The following is a 17,580-nucleotide window of genomic DNA, read 5'->3' as shown; positions in this document are numbered from 1 at the left end:
CTTTTTTTTGTCTTTTTTAGGCCTAACGGTGTTGATATATTTATTTAATGGTTCATTCTGTAACAGATACAGTTTAGGGCAGATTATGCTGAGTTTGCTTGCTGCTTTCGTATTTGATGATTATCCTGTATGATTATCTTATGATGAAGTGGAATTTCACCAATTTTTAGGAGGCAAGCACTCTATGGAGACCGTGTTTAGCAAAATTATTGAGGGTACTATTCCTTCCAAAAAAGTATTTGAGAATGAACGTATTCTTGCATTTTACGACATCGAGCCTGCTGCACCGGTACATGTGTTGATCATTCCCAAGAAGTTCATTGCTTCAATGAATGATGTTACACCTGAGGATCTTCCGCTAATTGCTGAAATCCACAGTGTAGCCCAACAGATCGCCAAAGACCTTGGAATTGCTGAGTCTGGTTATCGTTTAATCAATAATTGCGGACCTGATAGTGGACAAGCTGTGCCTCATCTTCATTATCACCTGCTGGGTGGAGCCAAGCTGGGTGCGCTCACTGGAAACTCAGCTTCGCACGCATAGCATAATCATTTAATGTTGAAGAACTTGCCAGAAAAAAGAATAGCACGAAGGTTGACACGTTATTTCCGTTTGACCTATAATGGAGTTTGATAAACCGTGTTATGCTCTTGGACGGTATGGTCGGAGGGAGGGGAAACCTGTGTCTGAAACGAAAGTTCGCAAAAACGAGACAATTGATGCTGCACTTCGTCGCTTTAAACGTTCCATCGCAAAAGATGGTGTCTTGGCTGAGGTGAAGAAACGCAAACATTACGAAAAGCCGAGCGTTAAGAAAAAGCTGAAGTCTGAGGCTGCTCGTAAGAGAAAGTTTTAGGAGGATTACCCACGCATGAATCTTAGCGAGAGATTGAACGAAGATATGAAGCAAGCGATGAAGAGTAAGGACAAGTTCACGCTCTCCACGATTCGAATGGTTCGTTCTACAATAAAGTATCTTGAAATAGATCTGAAGAGAACATTGGACGACAACGAAGTGCTTGATATCCTTAGTCGTGAAATCAAACAGCGCAAAGATGCCCTCCAAGAATTTGAATCAGCGGGTCGCGACGAGCTTGCCGCGAGTACAAAAGCAGAAATCGAGATTATTATTAAATATCTTCCCGAGCAACTTTCCGAAGAAGAAATTAAAGTAATTGTACAGCAGACCATCCAGGAAACCGGTGCTTCTTCGAAGAGCGAAATGGGGAAGGTCATGAGCGCACTGATGCCTAAGGTCAAAGGTCGCGCTGATGGTAAACTCGTGAACCAGGCGGTTCTGCAATTTCTGCAATAATATAGCACTAGCACCCCTTGCAAAAGGGGTGCTTTTCTATGTTATGAAACGTAAATCCAATTTCAGCGTATTAAGGGTTATGAGTTCTGGGTCAAGCTAAAGAAGGGAGGTAAAATCATTGAGAAGATTACGGAAAATACTGTTAGCTAGCATTCCTGTGGTCCTGCTGTTACTCCTCCTGACACCCTTTGCAACGAATGTAAGCGCTGACGGGGCAGCCCCGAAAACACCGGGGGTTACGAACAGTGAGCTGAAAAAAGGTCCCGTGTTTATTATTCCGGTAGATCAAAAGATTGAACGGGGTTTGCAAAGCTTTTTGGAAAGAGGATTTGAAGAAGCCGCTAATTATGGAGCAGTCCTTATTCTACTAGAGGTCGATACACCTGGAGGGTTGGTGAAATCGGCAGAAGAGATTGGGACGATGGTAAGAGAGAGTGAAATACCAACAGCTGCCTATATTAAAGGTGATGCCGCTTCTGCAGGCAGTTACATAGCACTTAATGCAGGTGCAATAATCATGAAGCCGGGCAGTATGATCGGCTCCGCTTCCTTGGTAGACATGAATGGTCAAAAAGTCGATGATGCCAAAATGATATCCTACTGGAGATCTAAAATGATCGGCGCTGCTGCTCTGAATGATCGTGATCCAGACATTGCTGCTGGAATGGTGGATAGTAATTTGGTCGTGGATAAGCCAGAGCTTGGAGTGACTAAGACACAGGGAGAAATCATTGCCTTGTCTAGTGAAGAAGCTTTAAAAGCTGGTTACGCTGATCAAATTACAGATACCCCTGAAGAAGCAATTCAGTGGCTTGGATATACTACAGACGACATCTTTCGCGTAGAGCATACCGGTGCGGAAAAAATGTCGCAATTTCTGACCAATCCGATTATTATGACGATTCTGCTGTTCATTGGGATTACAGGCGTTGTCATTGAACTGATTGTTCCAGGCTTTGGTGCGCCAGGAATTATCGGGACGTTGGCTTTTGTGTTATATTTCTTCGGCAACTATGTTGCAGGATTCGCCGGAGCGGAAACTTGGCTCTTGTTTATCATTGGGCTTGTCATGCTTGTGCTGGAGCTCTTTGTGCCTAGCTTCGGAATATTGGGGCTCCTAGGCTCTGTCAGCCTTGTAGCGGGTGTTGTACGAGCTGCTTACAGCTATAAGCATGCACTGCTCAGTCTAGGTATCTCTTTCGTAGCTGCGACTATAGTTGTAGTAATTGTTGCGGTCATTTTTAAAGAACGAGGGATATGGAACAGATTTATTTTGAAGGAAAGCCTTACTAAAGATCAGGGATTTGTGCCTGTAGAAGAGAAGCTTAGCTTATTAGGCGCTACAGGAACCAGTATTACTCCACTTCGTCCCTCAGGAACGGCTATGATAGGCGGCGAACGTGTGGATGTTGTTACAGAAGGTAGTTTTATTAGTGCTAATGCACCGGTCTCTGTTATTAAAGTAGAGGGCGGACGGATTGTTGTGAAAGAAATCAAGGAATAAGGTAAATACTGGAACCAATAATAGTTCTACAACAAATTTACGGAGGTTATATAGTATGGGTGAAGCATCTTTGATTCCTATTCTGTTCATCGCGGTAGTGGTGATTATTGTATTGAGCGTGTTTTTAAGTTTCTTCCCGGTTATGCTCTGGATTTCAGCATTAGCATCGGGCGTTAGAATCAGTATTATTACGCTGGTGGCGATGAGACTGCGTCGTGTAACCCCAAGTCGTATCGTTAACCCAATGATTAAAGCGACTAAGGCAGGTCTTGGACTGAACATTAATCAACTGGAGAGTCACTATCTCGCAGGTGGTAACGTAGACCGTGTTGTTAATGCGCTTATTGCAGCACAACGTGCAGATATTCCTTTGGAATTTACTCGCGCAGCAGCCATTGATCTTGCAGGACGTGATGTGCTGCAGGCTGTGCAAATGAGCGTTAACCCTCGTGTAATTGAGACACCGGTTGTTGCGGCTGTTGCTAAGAACGGGATTGAAGTTAAGGTAAAAGCGCGCGTAACTGTTCGTGCCAATATCGACCGCCTCGTGGGTGGTGCGGGTGAAGAAACGATTATTGCCCGTGTTGGTGAAGGGATTGTAACGACAGTAGGTTCGAGTGATTCCCATAAAGATGTCCTTGAGAACCCGGATTTGATTTCGCGGACGGTATTGTCCAAAGGGCTTGACTCAGGTACTGCTTTTGAGATCCTCTCCATTGATATTGCGGATATCGATGTAGGCAAGAACATCGGTGCTTATCTACAAACCGAGCAAGCAGAAGCAGATAAACGCATTGCCCAAGCCAAAGCGGAAGAACGCAGAGCGATGGCTGTCGCTCACGAGCAAGAGATGAAGGCGCGCGTAGTAGAGATGAAGGCGCTTGTTGTGGAAGCTGAATCTCAGGTGCCTATGGCAATGGCTGAGGCGCTCAGAAATGGCCAAATCGGCGTGATGGATTATATGAATATCAAAAACATCGAGGCAGATACCCAAATGCGGGGCTCTCTCGGCAAAATGAATGATCAGGACGACAATAACCGTCCTAACAATAATAAATAAAAGGGGATGTGAATCTCCATGAGCTGGATCTATATTATTGCGGTTATTATATTCGCGATCGTATCCAATGTGAATAAAGCAACTAAAAACAAGCCCAAAGGAGCTCCTCGCGGGGGAATGCCCACTTTTGGGGGCGGAGAGGATTCTCCGCTCCGCCGGGTAAAACGCCCGGATATCGATGGAGGGCGCCAAGCGGAGTCTGGCAGTGGATTTCCTGCTCCTGTTAGCACCTCTTCCCGGCAGTCGAGGTCAGAGGATAACCGGGAGTATGATGCCTCTCCTGCCTTTCCAGAACCCGCGTATATACCAACTCCAGATTATTCTACTGGAGAAGGAATGTCTTTGGAGCATGCCGATGACGGAGTTGAATTACGCACACAAAGAATGCAAGAAGAGGTGCGGCGCCTTCAATCTGCTTTTGACGGGATAGCGGGTGCAGATACCAAAAGATCAAATAAGAATAAGAACACAAACTCACCCTCTGCGGGAGACCAGACACATGGAACAGGGAGTCGTGACGACCTGCGCAATGGTGTAGTCTGGGCAGAGATTCTGGGACCACCGCGTTCTCGTCAGCCGCATTCCACCCGAAGATAATATTTACAGATCATAGTAACAATAAAGCCTCGGTTTCCTATCTTTACGATAGGTTGCCGGGGCTTTTTTTGCTTTTTTCACACTAGAAGGGTCCTCCTTTGTTACTTCTTCTCATAAAAAAAAGCGTTGCCGCATAAGGTGTACAGAAGGCAGGAAGGGGGAACGTCTACTTATGACCCGTATTGGCCGCAGGCTGCGGGGATGGACAAACGGGGTACTGGATCTACCACAGGACTTATTACAGGAAATGCCCCGGATCACCCTGATCGGCAATAAGGAACTGCATATTGAGAATCATCGCGGCGTGCTGCATTTTTCCTCTGGTCAGCTTAAGCTCGCGTTAGCTAAAGGATCGCTTGAAATCACAGGCGAGGGACTTGTCATCCGAAATATTCTAGGCCAGGAATTGGCTGTAGAAGGCGTTATCGGGGAGATCAGATATAACGAAAGCGAGGAGAGATCATGAAGGAGCCACCTCTGTCATCACTGCGGGGGTTCGTTACACTGCATGTGACGGGACCTCAGGTGGAGCGATTTATTAATTTCATTTCTGAAGCAGGAATCATGATTTGGGATGTGAGGCCCGCTGAGGGCGGCGCTTCCCTTAAGCTGCTTCTGGATGATTTTTATGTCCTCCGGCCGATTTTAAAAAAGACAGGCTGTCGTATGCACGTAACCGGTAGAAGCGGACTTCCATTTCTTATGGCGCGGCTGTGGAAAAGGAAATTTTTTGGCGTAGGTATTTTAATGTTTGGAATTACACTTTTTATGTTATCTACGATGGTATGGAGTATTAGAGTCGAAGGGAATGAAAAAATTGCCTCTGAGGATATATTGGCTGCTGCTCGCCAGGAGGGTGTGTACCCTTTTCAGTGGATATGGCGTCTGGAGGAGCCGGACAAGCTCTCTAAGGGGCTGCTGGCCCATTTACCGGGTGTTTCTTGGATAGGGCTGCAACGGACGGGGACGAGCATCAAAATTCAGGTTGTAGAGGCTAAACAGCCCGATATCAAACCTTTGCTTAGCCAACGGCATTTAATTAGCCGAACAGATGCGGTGGTAACAGAAATATATGCGGAGCAGGGCAGACCGGTAGTAGCGCGTAATTCGCGTGTGAAAAAAGGGGATATCCTGATTTCCGGTGCTCTTGGAGACGAAGAAAATGTAGAGTATGTGGTAGCCAAGGGTGAGGTTAAGGGGTTGGTTTGGCATGAGTACAATATCGAGGTTCCGCTTGAAACAACAAATAGCACCTACACTGGGGAGCGTAAGGATCGCACCTATCTCGTGTTGGGGAAATGGGCTATTCAGCTGTGGGGTTATGGCAAATCCTCCTTTGAGAATTCAAAGACGCTCACAGAGCATGATCCGCTATCTTGGCGCTCTATTGAGCTGCCGCTGGGCCTGATGACTGAGAAAGAAATGGAGATCAATGAAACAAAGGATACGATAACTCCAGAAGCTGGAGTTGCGAGGGGAATTGAGCGGGCGAAGAATGATATTTTAGCTCGATATGGTGTTGATAGCGTCATCAAAAGTCAAAAAGTTTTGCATGAGAAGAAAGAGAATGGTAAAGTTTATATGAAAGTGATCTTTGAAGTAGAAGAAAAAATTTCCGAAGAACTGCCAATAGTAAACAATTGAGGAGAATGAGGCTACTTGTCAGAACAGACTGCAAGCATTCGTATATCTTTGCAAAATGCGGGAGAAGCGCAATCGCTGTTTGGCCCGCAGGATGGATTCTTAAAAATCATCGAGAGTGAAATTCCCGCCATTATTGATTCGCGTGAAGCAGAGCTAACGATTCGTGGAGCTGAGCGGGAAGTAGACATGCTGGGGCAATTGTTTAATGTGCTACTGTCCCTCATTCGGAGCGGTTACATACTTACTGAACGTGATGTGCAGTACGCTGTGGAACTGGCGAAAGATTTTCGTGCTGATCAATTGCTCGATTTGTTCAAAGGAGAAATTACTACAACTTTTCGCGGAAAGCCTATCCGTGTCAAAACGGTCGGCCAGAAGCATTATGTGACAACGATCAAGAAGCGTGATATTGTATTCGGAATCGGTCCTGCAGGAACGGGGAAGACCTACTTGGCAGTGGTGCTTGCAGTTACGGCACTGAAAGAAGGTTCGGTTAAGCGTATTGTTCTTACGCGTCCCGCAGTAGAAGCAGGAGAGAGTCTAGGATTCCTTCCAGGGGATTTGCAAGAAAAGGTAGATCCATATCTGCGTCCGCTTTATGATGCATTATACGACGTTATGGGGCCCGACCAGGTGGCTAAGGCACTTGAACGGGGATTGATTGAGATTGCTCCGCTGGCTTATATGCGCGGACGTACATTGGATGATTCATTTATCATCTTGGATGAAGCGCAGAATACAACACCTGAGCAAATGAAAATGTTCCTGACTCGACTCGGCTTCGGGTCCAAAATGGTGATTACAGGTGACGTTACCCAGATTGACCTGCCCCGCGGCAAGAAATCCGGTTTGATTGAAGCCAAAGCGATTTTATCCGGCATAGAAGAACTTGGCTTTGTCTACTTCGCGGAACAGGATGTAGTACGGCATTCCCTGGTGCAGAAAATTATCGTTGCCTATGACCGCTCTGCCGAAAACCTCCAATAAAGGGGATTGTCTTCATGGCTTCAAAGCAACCATCTAAATTAAGCGGATTTGTATATACGAACAACGGATGGAAGTATAGCGCAGTGACACGCTATGCTCTTTTCCTGTTACTCGGACTAGTGTTCTACTTCAGCTTGTCGCCAGAATTGCTACCTAAGAAATATGATATTAAAGAGAATACTTACAGTGCAAAGGAAATAACGGCACCGAAACAAATTAAGGACACCAAAGCTACGTTAAAAGCAGCTGAGGAAGCGGCCGAAAGCGTATCTCCCAAGTACAAAATTATCCCGATGAGGGCAGACAACCTAGTGACCTCGCTGCTGGACCGGATAGATCGCCTCAATCAGGATGATCTGATCTCGCAAAGCGATAAGACGGGGATTTATCGTGATGAAATCCCGCAGAGAGCCAGCGATTTCATCTTGAATTTCGTAGCTTCCAATCGGGGCAGCGCTACATATTCAGATCACCTCTTGGATGAAATGCAATCTGTCATCAAAGAGCAGACCTATGTCATTCCGGAAGAGACTTACATTAAGATTCCGCGCCTGACCTCTCAGGACATTATCGAGATGAAGCCTGTCGCCCGAGATATTGTAACTAGGCTGATGAATGATCAGATTACGGATGCGCAGACCGCTCGCGCCAAGGTAGCGGAACAGGTCAGTATTAGTTCTCTAAGCCAGCGTACAGCGCGTGAGGTTGTTCAGGAGCTTGTACGTCTTGTGATCACAAGTAACAAGTTCTACGATGAGGATGCTACCAAGGAAGCAAAGGTACAAGCCCGGGAGAACACACCTGATGTATTCATTGAGCAAGGGGACACGCTTGTTGCTAAGGGGCAGCTAATTACTCCAGAGCTCTACACTCTTTTGGATGAGAATGGACTACTAAGCAATGAGGTGAATTACTGGCCACAGTTAGGCCTATTGATTCTCTCTGCGATGCTCTCCGTCGGTTTGCTTGCGTTCATTCGTTATTCAGGCGGCACCTCAGGCTTTAAGTACAACAATTCTCAGCTATTGATGCTGGTGCTTGTATTTGTTATAACTATTATCTCTATGCGGCTGGCCGCTGTTTTGCAGACCGATGTCCGATCTTATATCGGATTCCTGGCACCGGTGGCGATCGGCGCAATGTTAATTGCAATGCTTCTGGACATGCCTTTGGCCTATTTCTGCTCCATTCTATTCAGTGTACTGGCGAGTGTTATTTTGAATGTGCAGCAGAACTCAATCTTTGATTTTAACTTTGGTTTCTTTGCTATCGTGGTTTCGTACGTGGCTATCTTTGCGACTCACCGTGCGGGTCAACGCTCCACGCTCCTTAAAGGCGGGATTATGGTATCGCTTTTTGGCTGTCTGACAGTCTTTATGCAGATACTGTTAGGTGGAGGAGCATGGAAAGAGGTAGGTACCTTGTATTCGGTTGGTTTTGCTTTTGCAGGGGGACTATTGACGGCTGTACTTGTGATTGGGCTAATGCCTTTTTTCGAGGCAACCTTTGGTATTCTATCGGCATTGAAGCTGGTAGAATTGTCTAATCCAAACCACCCGCTGCTGCGCAAACTGCTTACCGAAACGCCGGGAACCTATCACCATAGTGTAATGGTAGGTAACCTGTCAGAAGCTGCCGCGGAAGCGATTGGAGCAGATGGGCTATTGTGCCGGGTTGGATCGTATTATCATGATATTGGCAAAACAAAACGTCCGTTTTATTTTATCGAGAATCAGAATAATATGGAAAATCCACATGACTCTATTGAACCGAAGCTTAGTAAATCTATCATCGTTGCCCACGCCCGTGACGGGGTGGAAATGCAACGAGAATATAAGCTGCCAAAGCCAATCCGTGACATTGCGGAGCAGCATCATGGAACAACGTTCCTGCATTATTTTTACCATAAGGCACTGAAGCTGGCGGAAGAAAAAGGTGTCGAGGCTGATTTTACCGAGGAAGATTTCCGTTATCCTGGACCGAAAGCCCAGTCGAAGGAAGCAGCCGTTGTGGGAATTGCCGACAGTGTCGAGGCTGCAGTGAGATCATTGCGTAAGCCAACTGTTCTGCAGGTGGAAACGATGATTGAGAAGATTATTAAAAGTCGACTGGATGATCATCAGTTTGACGAATGTGATTTGACGATTAAAGAATTGGATATTATTGCACGGACTCTGAAGGAGACGGTTATGGGAATTTTCCATTCACGGATCGAATACCCAGAAGATGTGCGTAAGCCGAAAAAAGAGGAAGGGGCACCTAACCCATGAGTTTGGAGATCGTTTGGGATAACGAGCAGGAAGAATACGAGATAAAGGACGATCTCATTACGCTGCTGGAGAGTATTTTGCAAAAAGCAGGTGAAGCGGAAGGGATCGATCGGGGCGAGGTAGCTCTTACTTTTGTCGATAACGTTCGTATACATGAGTTGAATTTGGAATATCGGGGCATTGACCGTCCGACGGACGTGCTTTCTTTTGCTATGAATGAAAGCGGAGAGGACGAGCTGGACATTATATACGAGGTAGAGGAAGGCGAGGCGCTGGAAGATGTTCCAGACGTACTTGGGGATATAATCATTTCCGTAACTCGTGCGCAGGAGCAGGCGCTGGAATATGGCCATTCACTGGAACGAGAGCTTGGTTTTCTTTTCGTTCACGGATTTCTGCATTTGTTAGGATATGATCATCAGGATGAAGCCTCAGAAGCAGAGATGATGTCCAAGCAAGAAAAAGTACTATCTCAGGTTGGGTTGACGCGCTAATGGTGAAGAACACGGCGGTAGGGCACAAGAAGTTCTGGCACTCTTTTCGGTTTGCATCGCAAGGCTTAGTGTCGGCATTCAAATCCGAGCTTAACATGAAGGTGCATTGCTGTTTAGCGGTGGTTGTGCTAATAGCCGCTGCCGTGTTCAGACTTTCGCTGGCCAGTTGGATGTTGCTGCTGTTCTCGATCACGCTTGTCCTAACTGCCGAATTGCTTAATACGGCGATTGAAGCGACGGTTGATCTGATCTCGCCAGAGATTCATCCACTGGCTAAGAGAGCAAAAGATACCGCCGCAGGAGCTGTGCTTCTCACGGCGGTGTTTGCTGTCTTAGTTGGGATCTATGTTTTTTATCACCCTGTGATGGACTGGATTAGCGGACTTATGTCATAATCAGGATACAAAATCAATTCAGGGGAGAGGCGGACCCGCGTTTTGCGATTCCGCCTCTTTCGTTACTGAATAATTTGAAGTGAGTTATGTACCCGAATATATCTCATGAAGTACACTGATAAAATTTAGCGCACGCTGAGAAAATAACGATAAACGAAACTAATTAGATGTTTACGAAGTGAGTTTTGTGCGAAGAAAAATCAATGAAGTCAATACTCAACAAACTTTAGGAGGACAAAATATGGATTCTACTCTTCTTATGCAAGAGGCGATTAAAGCACGAGCAAAAGCTTACATTCCATATTCCCGATTCGGAGTGGGAGCTGCCCTTCTTGATCAGGATGGTCATATTCACCACGGCTGTAATGTGGAAAATGCTGCTTTTGGACCAACCAACTGTGCGGAACGGACAGCACTATTCCGTGCGATTGCGGATGGACACGCTGTTGGTTCTTTTAAAGCAATTGCCGTAGTAGCTGACTCTGACGGCCCCGTTTCACCTTGCGGTGTGTGCCGGCAAGTAATGATTGAGTTGTGTTCGCCGGATATGAAGGTTATTCTTGGGAACATGAAGGGTGATATCGTTGAGACTACGGTGGGAGAATTGCTTCCAGGCGCTTTTGGTCCCGTAGATCTGAAGCAAGGACAAGCTCCAGAATAAAATGAGGATTTGATTTAATGCCTGTGCCTGTTTAAGGGCAAATCAGGCATAGTTAGACGAAGGTTGCTACTTTAATTGCACAATGTACAGTTAAATTGCTACTCTTTCGCGACAAAAATGAATTTAGTTGCAGATAGTACAATTAAATTTATGATAAAGCCCATATTTGGCTCTTAAGACAGGATTTAATTGCACAAAATACAACTAAAACACCAAAAACATAAACTCAACCTAAAATTAGTTGTACAAAGTACAATTAAAAGTGTTCTAGTTCTACCAAGTTAGGCTAAACTGGTGCAAACTATGTGTTTTTAGAGTAACATTACGAGGTAAGCGCCACGGCAAAAGCCGTCAGCGATTTTAATTACGTAAGGTTACTTGTAACACAGCCTAAAGCCAATCATCTCAGTAATCTTTATTCATGGTGAGGGCAATGCGAACCGTGTGAATAAGCGACAGTGAAGCGTGTCCCCTATAGGGGAGGAAAGCGCTCATGCACCATAGTCCCTCTAATCCAGCCTAACGTTGCAGTTACGCCCATTTCCGGGTGTCCAGAGGGCCGGGGCCCTTGGGGTCCCCCTTGGCTAAGGGGGATTTAGGGGGATCGAAAAAGATCTTAAAAGATTTTCAAACGCAAATTTAGAAGGTAAGTATGGAAGGAAGATAATATGAAATTCAAATCAGGCTTTGTCGCAATTATCGGCAGACCAAACGTAGGTAAATCAACACTCATGAACCAGGTCATTGGCCAGAAGATTGCCATTATGTCGGATAAGCCACAGACAACCAGAAACAAAATCCATGGTGTTTACACAACAAACACTTCACAAATCGTATTCCTGGATACACCGGGAATTCATAAAAGACAGTCCAAGCTAGGCGACTACATGAACCAGACTGCAATGAGTACACTGGGTGAAGTAGAAGCTGTGTTATTCCTTGTGGATGCGTCAGAGGGCTTGGGCGGTGGAGACCGTTACATTGCCGAGCAATTAAATGGTCTGAAGACACCGGTGATTCTGGTGCTCAACAAGATCGATAAAATAGAGCCGGAAGCTCTGCTCCCGCTTATGGCTCAATATAACAAGCTGCATGATTTTGCCGAAATTATTCCGATTTCTGCGAAGATGGGCAGCAATGTTAACACGCTGTTAGAGCAAGTTGCCAAGTACTTGCCGGAAGGCCCTCAGTATTATCCGGAAGATCAAATCACGGATCACCCCGAGCAATTTGTCTGCGCGGAATTAATCCGGGAGAAAATTCTGCATTTGACTCGTGAAGAAGTGCCACACTCTATTGCTGTAGCCATCGAAGATATGAAGGTTGAGCCTAATGGAGTAGTGCATGTTTCAGCTGTTATTTTTGTTGAGCGTGATTCGCAAAAGGGAATTATTATCGGCAAGCAAGGGGCAATGCTGAAAGAGGTCGGCAGACGGGCTCGGACAGATATTGAGAACCTGCTGGGTTCGAAGATTTTTCTGGAGCTATGGGTAAAAGTGAAAAAAGATTGGCGCAATCAGGACCGCGTTCTGCGGGATTTGGGCTTCCATAAAGACCTTTAAGTTAATTCCGTTATTCCTCGTTTGGTAGGAATTGCAAGGATAGAACCTGCTCCATCGCACCATCCTAATTCTTGATAAGAGACATCGTCTTTCCCAAGAAAGGATGAATACGAATGCGAAACTTTTCGTGGAAGTATTTTGCAATGACAGGAGACGTCGATGCTTACCTGCTGTATAAGGAAGCTGGCCATCCGCTTGAAGATAGTGGATTACAGCTAGTGGAGGAAGAGAAGGCCTGTGATGAAGAAGCGCAATAAGGACTGGTTGCTTGCCGAATGGTTGGGGGAAGAGGCATGCTACACAGGGTGGAAGGGATCGTCATCCGCAGCATGGACTACGGCGAGGGGAACGCAATTATTACGCTTTGCACCGAGAACGCGGGAAAAGTAGGGGTTCTGGTGCGTGGCGCAAAGAAGGTCAAAAGCCGCCATGCTGCATTGATCCAACTGTTCACCGTTGGGGAATTTGTTTTTTTTAGAAATAATGGAGGACTTGGGACACTAAATTCTGGCGAAATTACGAAGTCGCACCATCCGCTGCGTGAGGATTTGATCAAAGCTGCTTATGCGTCTTATGCGTGTGAACTGCTTGATCGTGTTCTGCATGATGAGGAAACGGGAAGCTTTTGGTTTCGCCAGCTTACGGCCTGTCTTAATGCACTTGAAGAGGACAAGGAACCCGGCGTTATCATAAATGTCTTTGAAATGAAAATCTTACAGGCAGCCGGTTATGGTCCTGAATTCGATTCTTGTGTAATTTGTGGTGCCGAGAAGCCGGATGATCAACTGCTGGTCAGCCCTCGCCTTGGTGGAGCACTGTGCCGCAGTTGTAAACATAATGACCCTCCAGCCATGGAGGTCTCTGCTCGTGCGTTGAAGCTGCTGCGATTATTCGCCAGACTTGACCTGACTAGACTAGGCAATGTGGATGTAAAGGAAAGCAGCCGGGATGAGCTGAAAAAAATTATGCGGGCCTTTATGGATGTGCAACTCGGATTAAAGCTGAAGTCACAAAGTTTCCTAGACCAGCTCGACAAGTACAAGATTTGACGAAAGCTGATTTTTCCGTTACTATAGGATCAGTTTATTATATGATCGTCGTTATGCTCCAATTGGGGAGAGACGTGCATTGATCGGGAAAGTAGTGGACTGTATTGTCGTTATTCAGCGAGCTGGGGGCAGTGGAAGCCTAGCGGGACAACGTTCATGAACATGGCACCCGGGAGTACGAATGCGGCGAATGAAAGTGGATTTCGTTCTTGTCTTGGCAGCAAACTTGCTCATACAAGGTATGAAATCAAGTAGGGTGGAACCGCGGGAGAATAAGTTAAGCTCTCGTCCCTATGTCTGTTAATCAGGCATGGGGGCGGGGGCTTTTTGTTGCTGTCAGGAGCTAAAAGTGCCGCCTCCATGGTAGAAAGTTTTAGGCAAGCTGTTGTAAAAAACTTGTAAAGCGAAGGAGACGGTATTATGAACTTCCAGCAGATGATTTTGACACTGCAGCAGTTCTGGGCTGAACAGAACTGTATCATCGTACAGCCGTATGACACAGAAAAAGGCGCCGGCACGATGAACCCTATGACTTTTTTACGCTCGCTAGGTCCTGAGCCTTGGAGAGTGGCTTACGTAGAGCCTTCACGTCGTCCCTCCGATGGTCGTTATGGAGAGAACCCGAACCGTCTGTATCAGCATCACCAATTCCAAGTAATCATCAAACCCTCACCAGATAACATTCAAGAGATCTATTTGGATAGCTTGAAAGCACTCGGTATTGATCCGCTCTTGCATGACATCCGTTTTGTAGAGGATAACTGGGAGAATCCGTCACTGGGCTGTGCGGGTCTGGGATGGGAAGTATGGCTGGACGGTATGGAGATCACTCAATTTACTTACTTCCAGCAGGTAGGTGGCATCGAAGCTAACCCTGTTGCTGTAGAAATCACTTACGGTATGGAGCGCTTAGCCTCTTACATTCAGGATAAAGAAAATGTGTTCGATCTTGAATGGGTAAGCGGTATGACTTATGGTGATGTTTTTCATCAGCCGGAGTTCGAGCATTCTACCTACACTTTTGAAGTATCGGATGTAAAAATGTTATTCTCGCTGTTCAACATGTATGAAGAGGAAGCACGTAGAGCGATGGAGAAACATCTTGTGTTTCCAGCCTACGATTATGTGTTGAAATGCTCACATAGCTTTAATCTACTCGATGCGCGTGGGGCAATTAGTGTAACTGAACGGACTGGATTTATTACCCGAGTGCGTAATCTTGCCCGCTCCGTAGCGGCAACATATCTTGAGGAACGCGAGAAGCTTGGCTTCCCGCTGCTGAAGAAAGAAGGTGCTGACCGTGTCTAAAGATATCCTGTTTGAGATCGGTCTGGAGGAAATTCCTGCACGTTTTATCCGTGCTGCGATGGAACAGCTGCAAGATAGAATGTCCAAGTGGTTGGATTCTGCACGTATAAACCATGCTGGAGTTACTGCATATGCGACGCCACGTCGTCTCGCTGTATTTGTTAAGGACGCGGCTGAGAAGCAAGAGGATATTAGCGAAGAGGTCAAAGGACCTTCACGCAAAATTGCGTTGGATGCTAACGGTGACTGGAGTAAAGCTGCACTAGGATTTGCCCGCAGTCAAGGTGTATCTCCAGAGCAATTTACATTTAAAGAGCTAGCTGGCGTGGAATATATTTATGCCACAAAAAATAGTGCGGGTGTAGAGACTGCTTCTTTGCTCACAGAAGGACTTCTGGGTATTGTAAATGCAATGACTTTCCCGAAGAACATGCGCTGGGGAGCTTACGATTTTAAATTCGTTCGTCCGATTCGCTGGATGGTTGCTCTTTTTGGTAAAGAGATCATTGATTTGGAAATTACGGATGTAAAAGCGGGTAATGTGAGCCGTGGACATCGTTTTCTGGGTACAGAGACTGTAATCTCGGAGCCTGCGCAATATGTGGAGAGCATGCGTGCGCAGCATGTACTTGTGGATGTGAAGGAACGGGAAACGCTTATCCTAGATCAAATTAACAAATTGGCTGAAGAGAAAAGCTGGACGATTGCGATTAAAGAAGATCTTTTGGAAGAAGTACTGTTCTTGGTAGAAACACCAACCGTGCTCTTTGGAACCTTTGATCCATCTTTCTTAGAGATTCCTCAAGATGTGCTGATTACCTCGATGCGTGAGCATCAGCGTTATTTCCCTGTTTTTGATGCAGCTGGCAAGCTACTGCCATTCTTTGTAACTGTACGTAACGGGAATGCAGAATCCTTGGATGTTATCGCTAAGGGAAATGAAAAAGTGCTTCGTGCTCGTCTATCAGATGCCAAATTCTTCTATCAAGAAGATCAAAAGATGAAGATTGACGAGGCGTTAGCCAAGCTTGAGAACATTGTTTACCATGAAGATTTGGGCAGCGTAGGGGATAAGGTGCGCCGTATTCGCCAAATCTCTGATCGTCTGGCTGTGAAGCTTGGACTATCAGCTTCTGCTGTGTCCGAAGTAAGTCGCACTGCGGATATTTGTAAATTCGACCTTGTAACACAAATGGTTTATGAATTTCCTGAGCTGCAAGGAACAATGGGTGAAGATTATGCACGTAAAGCAGGCGAGCCTGAAACTGTGGCAAAAGCGATCTTCGAGCATTATCAGCCACGATTTGCAGGAGATGCTGTACCTTCAACAGAAGCAGGTTCAGTTGTCAGCATAGCGGACAAAATCGATACGATTGTTGGCTGCTTCTCCATCGGCATCATCCCGACAGGATCTCAGGATCCATATGCCCTGCGCCGTCAGGCTGCAGGTATTGTCCAAATTGTGCTTGAGCATAAATTGCCAATTACGCTGCGCGAAATTTTTGAAGCGGCGATTGAAATTCATGAAAATTCAGGAAATACGAAACATTCTGGAGATGAACTACGTATAAACCTGTACGAGTTCTTCGGTCTGCGTGTAAAACGTCTTTTATCTGACAATGTACGCTATGATGTTGTGGACGCTGTTACAGCGGCTGGTTTTGACGACGTGGTAGATGTTGTGGGCAGAAGCCGTGCTCTTATGGCTGCTGTGTCCGACCAAGCAGATTTCAAGATTACCGTAGATTCGCTTACTCGTGTCAGTAATTTGGCAAGTAAAGCAACCAGTGAAGTGATTGATCCTGCTTTACTTAAAGAAGATGCTGAATTGCAGCTTTTTAATACATGGCAGGAGCTTCACGCACCTTACCTTGAAGCTATGGCGGCAAAAAATGCCGAAGAAGCACTTCGGATTCTTTCGGGTCTAAAAGACGCCGTTACAACATTTTTTGATTCCGTTATGGTTATGGCGGAGGACGAGCAAGTGCGTGCTAACCGTTTGGCTCTGCTTGCTGGTATTGATGCTGACTCCAAGTCGTTCGCTGATTTCGCGAAGCTTGTCTGGTAATTTTAATCAAGAAAATTTGAATCTTATGGTATAGAATGTTGGTTTGGGGTATAAATATACGGAACGGTGCCAATGCGTCATTTGACATCCGTTCCGTATTTATGCTTAGAAAGAAGGATTTCTTGCGGAGAGGGCGTATATATATTACACGGGAAATTGGTGATGATCATGGAGAAGTCCCAGTCTAGAACGATAGTGGTGGATGGGGATGCTTGTCCGGTCAAAAAAGAGATCGCTGAGGTAGGTCGCACCTTTGGTGTTCCGGTACTTATGGTATCTTCTTATGACCATGCACTGAAAGCTGAAGAGGGTGTAACGGTTGTGCAGGTGGATCGAGGAGATCAGAGTGCCGATCTATATATTGCCAATCATATTACTGCTGGAGATGTGGTATTGACTCAAGATTATGGTCTTGCGGCACTTGCATTAGGTAAAAGGTGCAGTGTGCTTTCATTTCGTGGTCAGGAATACGACAATTTCAAGATGGATTTTATGTTGGAGGGTAGACATGCCAGGGCTGTGGAACGAAGACGGGGACATTATTCCAAGGGTCCAAAACCCATAACGGCAGAAGAAAAAACTTATTTTCAACATAAACTGACAAAACTTTTAATACTTTTGCAGGAGAATGTGGAGCAATAGCGAATTATATTTATTTGTTAAGA

At 45.8% G+C, this 17,580-nt stretch carries 19 protein-coding genes; all 19 read left to right on the top strand.

The genetic code is table 11. From position 1 onward, the window contains the following. Nucleotides 1-184: 184 nt before the first annotated feature. The 19 genes from MHB37_RS24660 (at nt 185) to MHB37_RS24570 (ending at nt 17,557) form a co-directional block, all read left to right on the top strand. Complete coding sequence (locus tag MHB37_RS24660) at nt 185-544, top strand: histidine triad nucleotide-binding protein (protein ID WP_036683863.1); 360 nt, start codon at nt 185-187, stop codon at nt 542-544. A 139-nt stretch (nt 545-683) separates the two neighbouring features. After that, a complete protein-coding gene (rpsU, locus tag MHB37_RS24655) occupies nt 684-857 on the top strand; it encodes a 30S ribosomal protein S21 (protein WP_036657994.1) in 174 nt (57 codons plus the stop codon). A 15-nt stretch (nt 858-872) separates the two neighbouring features. Continuing rightward, nucleotides 873-1,316, top strand: a complete 444-nt coding sequence (locus MHB37_RS24650) for a GatB/YqeY domain-containing protein (RefSeq protein WP_036683862.1) — start codon at nt 873-875, stop codon at nt 1,314-1,316. Between the two features lie 118 nt (nt 1,317-1,434). Then, nucleotides 1,435-2,820, top strand: a complete 1,386-nt coding sequence (locus tag MHB37_RS24645; RefSeq protein WP_248549505.1) for a nodulation protein NfeD — start codon at nt 1,435-1,437, stop codon at nt 2,818-2,820. A 55-nt stretch (nt 2,821-2,875) separates the two neighbouring features. Beyond that, entirely contained in the window at nt 2,876-3,880 is a 1,005-nt protein-coding gene (gene floA / locus MHB37_RS24640) for a flotillin-like protein FloA (RefSeq protein ID WP_036683849.1), read from the top strand. Nucleotides 3,881-3,898: 18 nt separating this feature from the next. Further along, nucleotides 3,899-4,477 carry a hypothetical protein gene (locus MHB37_RS24635; RefSeq protein ID WP_405168630.1) on the top strand — a complete coding sequence of 193 codons (579 nt, stop codon included), beginning with the start codon at nt 3,899-3,901 and terminating at the stop codon, nt 4,475-4,477. 172 nt (nt 4,478-4,649) lie between these two features. Beyond that, a complete protein-coding gene (gene yqfC / locus MHB37_RS24630) occupies nt 4,650-4,943 on the top strand; it encodes a sporulation protein YqfC (RefSeq protein WP_036683844.1) in 294 nt (97 codons plus the stop codon). Next, nucleotides 4,940-6,121, top strand: a complete 1,182-nt coding sequence (yqfD, locus tag MHB37_RS24625) for a sporulation protein YqfD (RefSeq protein WP_076304277.1) — start codon at nt 4,940-4,942, stop codon at nt 6,119-6,121. The genes yqfC and yqfD overlap by 4 nt, the downstream gene beginning before the upstream one ends. 15 nt (nt 6,122-6,136) lie before the next feature. Continuing rightward, nucleotides 6,137-7,108, top strand: coding sequence for a PhoH family protein (locus MHB37_RS24620; protein ID WP_036683834.1), 972 nt, complete (start codon nt 6,137-6,139; stop codon nt 7,106-7,108). A gap of 14 nt (nt 7,109-7,122) precedes the next feature. Continuing rightward, the gene (locus tag MHB37_RS24615; protein ID WP_036683831.1) at nt 7,123-9,378 is read left to right on the top strand and encodes an HD family phosphohydrolase; all 2,256 of its coding nucleotides are present in this window, start codon (nt 7,123-7,125) and stop codon (nt 9,376-9,378) included. After that, the gene (gene ybeY / locus MHB37_RS24610) at nt 9,375-9,872 is read left to right on the top strand and encodes an rRNA maturation RNase YbeY (RefSeq protein WP_076129001.1); all 498 of its coding nucleotides are present in this window, start codon (nt 9,375-9,377) and stop codon (nt 9,870-9,872) included. The genes MHB37_RS24615 and ybeY overlap by 4 nt, the downstream gene beginning before the upstream one ends. Then, complete coding sequence (locus MHB37_RS24605; RefSeq protein WP_076304278.1) at nt 9,872-10,267, top strand: diacylglycerol kinase family protein; 396 nt, start codon at nt 9,872-9,874, stop codon at nt 10,265-10,267. The genes ybeY and MHB37_RS24605 overlap by 1 nt, the downstream gene beginning before the upstream one ends. 199 nt (nt 10,268-10,466) lie before the next feature. After that, complete coding sequence (locus MHB37_RS24600) at nt 10,467-10,928, top strand: cytidine deaminase (RefSeq protein WP_405169621.1); 462 nt, start codon at nt 10,467-10,469, stop codon at nt 10,926-10,928. Between the two features lie 668 nt (nt 10,929-11,596). Then, entirely contained in the window at nt 11,597-12,490 is an 894-nt protein-coding gene (gene era / locus MHB37_RS24595; protein ID WP_036683823.1) for a GTPase Era, read from the top strand. A 113-nt stretch (nt 12,491-12,603) separates the two neighbouring features. Continuing rightward, nucleotides 12,604-12,747, top strand: coding sequence for a YqzL family protein (locus MHB37_RS24590; RefSeq protein ID WP_076098533.1), 144 nt, complete (start codon nt 12,604-12,606; stop codon nt 12,745-12,747). A 36-nt stretch (nt 12,748-12,783) separates the two neighbouring features. After that, nucleotides 12,784-13,539, top strand: coding sequence for a DNA repair protein RecO (gene recO / locus MHB37_RS24585; RefSeq protein ID WP_036683821.1), 756 nt, complete (start codon nt 12,784-12,786; stop codon nt 13,537-13,539). A gap of 420 nt (nt 13,540-13,959) precedes the next feature. Beyond that, on the top strand, nt 13,960-14,847 hold the full coding sequence (glyQ, locus tag MHB37_RS24580; RefSeq protein ID WP_036683820.1) for a glycine--tRNA ligase subunit alpha: 888 nt from the start codon (nt 13,960-13,962) through the stop codon (nt 14,845-14,847). After that, nucleotides 14,840-16,915, top strand: coding sequence for a glycine--tRNA ligase subunit beta (glyS, locus tag MHB37_RS24575; protein ID WP_341171252.1), 2,076 nt, complete (start codon nt 14,840-14,842; stop codon nt 16,913-16,915). The genes glyQ and glyS overlap by 8 nt, the downstream gene beginning before the upstream one ends. Nucleotides 16,916-17,077: 162 nt before the next feature. Next, on the top strand, nt 17,078-17,557 hold the full coding sequence (locus MHB37_RS24570; RefSeq protein WP_076103766.1) for a DUF188 domain-containing protein: 480 nt from the start codon (nt 17,078-17,080) through the stop codon (nt 17,555-17,557). The last annotated feature ends 23 nt before the right edge of the window (nt 17,558-17,580 follow it).

The organism is Paenibacillus sp. FSL H3-0286 (assembly GCF_045040705.1).
GTDB classification, from domain to species: Bacteria; Bacillota; Bacilli; order Paenibacillales; family Paenibacillaceae; genus Paenibacillus_AQ; species Paenibacillus_AQ odorifer.
This window is presented reverse-complemented; position numbering and strand designations above follow the sequence as displayed.